The organism is Methyloparacoccus murrellii (genome assembly GCF_054657115.1).
The window spans coordinates 1-2402 of record NZ_BAAHXD010000095.1; the positions used below are offsets into that span (position 1 = coordinate 1).

Here is a 2402-nt window from a genome sequence, read left to right on the forward strand (position 1 = left end):
TCTGACAAATCTTGCCAGAAAACTCAAAACAAACATCTACGCCCTGAAAAAAGACTTCTTTCCGAGTACATGAGGAAGGAGCTTAAAAATCCATCAATACCCTTTTCTTTCGTTTGACTAAAAATCATTAAAGCCGGGGTTCTGCGGAAGCTTCCACTTCTTGCGTAAGTCCCAAAATATAACATCAAAGATGAATTTATCGAATGCCTCTCTTGACTAGATAGTTAATACCAGTCAATCAAGACAAAACAGGCATCATGCATCCTATAAATGCACCGAGCCAATACCACATGTGCCGTCAAATATTTCAAGAGGTCTCTTCATTAAAGTCTAGCCAAGAGACCTCGGCAAAGACGACGGATATCGGAAATCAATGAAGCCTCATGCACAGATTCCACATAGAATGCCTCAGCCAACCTATTCCTACCCAAGTATAAACCTCGATAACTGTTTAACCCGTTTGTGCAGCGCACATAATCGCCACAGTCAAGCACTGTATGATGGGCAGACAGCGCCCGCCACTTAAGCTCGGCTACGTCGGTAATATCTACGACATGGCTTGCCGGAAGTGGTGCCCAAGTTTCATAGTATATCAATCGTCGGACACTAGGACAGACTCTGCTGCATCTATCTATGCAATAGCTGATGCGAATATGATCTCTATGATAGTCCATTGGGGAAGGCAAGAAGACCCAATCGGGTTCATAACCCCTCAAGATAGCGCCAATCCTGTTTATAGCCTGATGATTGACTTCAAACCCGCCATCTTCAAAATCGAGCAATACGGCGTCATCGATACCCAAGATAGTCAGCGCCTTCAGAAACTCAAGCCGTCGAGCTTTATCTGATCCCGGAGGCAGTCCACCGGCGCCAGAACCATCGGTGACCAACACGACCTTAACAGGGCAGATCGCTGCAAGCTGCGCCAAGGTTCCACCACAACCGATGGTTTCGTCATCTGGATGAGGGGCAAAAACTAAGGCTCGTTTCGCCTGATGCAGATCAAGCTGTGTTGGCAGCCGGCACAGCGGCAGATCGACCATTTTCCGAAGAAAAAATCTACGATTGAAGATAGACATCGGCATACGCAGCAGCAACATGATCACCATCTGGCCACTGAGCTACATGGCGCTTACCTCGCTCAGCCCAATACCTGCGCAATCTCTCATCCTCAATAAACTTGGCCAAGCAGAATTCCAGCTGAGCGCAGTCCTGATTAATCAGATATGCGCCTTCACCAACCACCTCAGGTACTGCCGCAGCAGCTGTGCATATTGCCGGCAATCCGGCGCACAAAGCCTCAAGGTTAGCCAAGCCAAAGGATTCAGATATAGAGGTACTTACATAAATATCCGCAGCGCCCAAGTACAAACTGGTATCAGAAGTAGAGTAAATACTGAAGCGATGACGAAGCTCACCATTCCGGGCTTGCACAAGCAAGGGATCAATATCTCCATCACCCAAGATCACGAGACGGAGATGGCGATATCTCTGCGCCAAATCGTTGCAGGCCTTCAACAAGCGGTCAAATCTCTTTAACGGCACGACACGCCCTACACCCACTACAACGATGTCATCCTTCCCCCAATGCAACAGTTTTCTGGCTTCAAGTTTATCGATCTGAGCGACGTCAGGCCGCGCATGAGGTATGACATGCCAGTGAGCTGGCACAGAATCCAACTTCAAGTCCGTCATCAGCTGACACATAGCAAGCCGTGTTGGCGTGATTACCCAGGCAGCCCTTTTTAAGACGAGATACTCTATACTTTTTAATACCCATTGAGCGAATGGCCCCTGCTTAAGCCCATCAACCCGAGCAGCCCTCGCATAACTACCAAACCCATGCTGAGTGACACCCCATCGATGGACTCTCTTTGATGGATGCGAAAGCATATACAACAGATAACCCACCGCAATCCAGGGATCGTGCATATGAACATAGCGATAGCCTTCATTTACTGCTAGCTTAGCCGCAAAAAATCCCATATGAAGCCGCTCGCCCCACGCCCATATCAAAGCACAGGATTCTGGAGATTTTCGAATGAAAGGGAATCTTATCAAGCACCCCAAGAACCGGGCCCTTGAGGCGATATTGCTGGCAGAGAGATCACTCTGACAAACATAGCGCAAGTCAAAGCCATTTGCCACTAACGGCCTATTCAGAGCCATGATGCTGCGCCCCAAGCCATATTTTCGATCGGCCTCCTGCTCACGAGTCACCATCAATATCTTGTGAGTTTTGGCGGCGGCCATCAAGATGCTTGACTCATTCCCACCCATACCCATAGTAGCGCATAAGATCCTTATCTAGGCGGGAGTTTATAATTTCAATAGCGGCTCTTGATAGACCTAAGCGCCAACCCCCCTGAAGATAGTAGTCACGAAAAGCATAATAATTACCA

At 48.2% G+C, this 2402-nt stretch carries 2 protein-coding genes; both read right to left on the reverse strand.

Annotated features, from left to right (window positions below; genetic code table 11):
- Positions 1 to 323: 323 nt before the first annotated feature.
- Positions 324 to 1100, reverse strand: coding sequence for a PIG-L deacetylase family protein (locus tag ACYQ1H_RS15380; RefSeq protein ID WP_460028915.1), 777 nt, complete (start codon positions 1098 to 1100; stop codon positions 324 to 326).
- The gene (locus ACYQ1H_RS15385) at positions 1060 to 2253 is read right to left on the reverse strand and encodes a glycosyltransferase family 4 protein (RefSeq protein ID WP_460028916.1); all 1194 of its coding nucleotides are present in this window, start codon (positions 2251 to 2253) and stop codon (positions 1060 to 1062) included. The genes ACYQ1H_RS15380 and ACYQ1H_RS15385 overlap by 41 nt, the downstream gene beginning before the upstream one ends.
- Between the last annotated feature and the right edge of the window lie 149 nt (positions 2254 to 2402).